The following is a 1241-nucleotide window of genomic DNA, read 5'->3' on the forward strand; positions in this document are numbered from 1 at the left end:
GCGATGGCCGCGCCGGCCCCCGAAACCACGGACGACACGGGTGCGATCAAGGCCGTGCTCGCGGCCTACAAGACGGCGCTCGAGCGCCGGGACCTGACCGGTGTGGAGAAGTTGTTTGCCGAGCGCAATGAGGTGATCGAATCGGGCAAGGTCGAAGGCAGCTATGCCGACTATGTGACCCATCACATCGGCCCGGAGCTGGGCCATATCCAACAATTCACCTTTGACGACTATGCAGTGACGGTCGAGCAGGCCGGCGACATCGCCTGGGCCACGGAGACCTATCGCTACACGATCGTCCTACCCGATCGCGCCGAGCCGATCGTGCGCCAGGGCGTGGCCACCACGGTGCTCGAGCGGCAGGAGGGGGCTTGGAAGATCCGCGCGATGCACAGCTCCTCGCGAGCGCCCAAGACCCCGGCGGCGACGCCATGAGGTGCCCGTGACCCAGGCGCTGGCCATGCCCGATCTCACCCTGGCCCTGGAGCATTGGCGCCAGGACCCGGGCGGGACGTACCGCACGTGGTTTCTGTGGGAGGAGCGGATCAAGAACTTCCGCTCCATCCGCCGAGGCCTGCAGGCGGTGGTGCAGGAGATCGAGGCTGGCACGTTTGGCACCGCCTACCGCGGCTCCACGTTGGAGACCGTCGTCTCGGCCGTGGCCGAGCAGCGGCAGATTTTCAAGGGCGCCGATCACGCCTTCTTGTGGAAGCCCAAGCTGCGCATCCCCGACATCTACGAAAGCCCGGACAACCAACGCACGTTCGGTCGCTTCTTGCATGCCTGCGATTGCTGCGACGACGAGGCCGGCGTGCTGTGGGCGATCCAGGCGCTGGACGATTGCCGAATCAAGGGTCTGGGCCCCGCGGCCGCCAACCTGCTCTATTTTCTGCATCCGACCTTGGTCACCCCGTTCAACACGGCGATCGTCAAGGGCTACAACGCGGTGACCGGGGCGCGGGTCAAACTGGGCCGCTGGGACGAGTACCTCGCCATGCGCCGCGGGGTGCTCGCGCTGAACCAGCAGTACCGGACGCGGCTGTCGAATGATCTGGGCGCGATCGCCGGGTTCCTGTTTAACGTGGGGTCCGGCCGGCTACCCCTGCCGACGGCCGAGGTCAACGCGGCGGCGTGGGCGGCCCATCAGGCCCCGGTCCCCCAACCCCCCCCCGCCCACCGGCGCCGGCGGGCGCCCCGGGCGGGCCCTGAGCCACGGACAACCAGACGCCGGCGGGGCGGGG

The 1241-nt window shown here is 68.4% G+C and carries 1 protein-coding gene and 1 pseudogene; both read left to right on the top strand.

The features are described 5' to 3' along the window. A partial coding sequence (locus K0M70_RS00965) for an SgcJ/EcaC family oxidoreductase (protein ID WP_290778083.1) occupies positions 1 to 435 on the top strand: 435 nt, incomplete at its 5' end. Positions 436 to 442: 7 nt separating this feature from the next. Further along, positions 443 to 1241: pseudogene (locus tag K0M70_RS00970) on the top strand (hypothetical protein); the annotation flags it as partial.

The sequence above is a fragment of the Arenimonas sp. genome (assembly GCF_019459675.1).
Classification (GTDB): domain Bacteria; phylum Pseudomonadota; class Gammaproteobacteria; order Xanthomonadales; family Xanthomonadaceae; genus Arenimonas.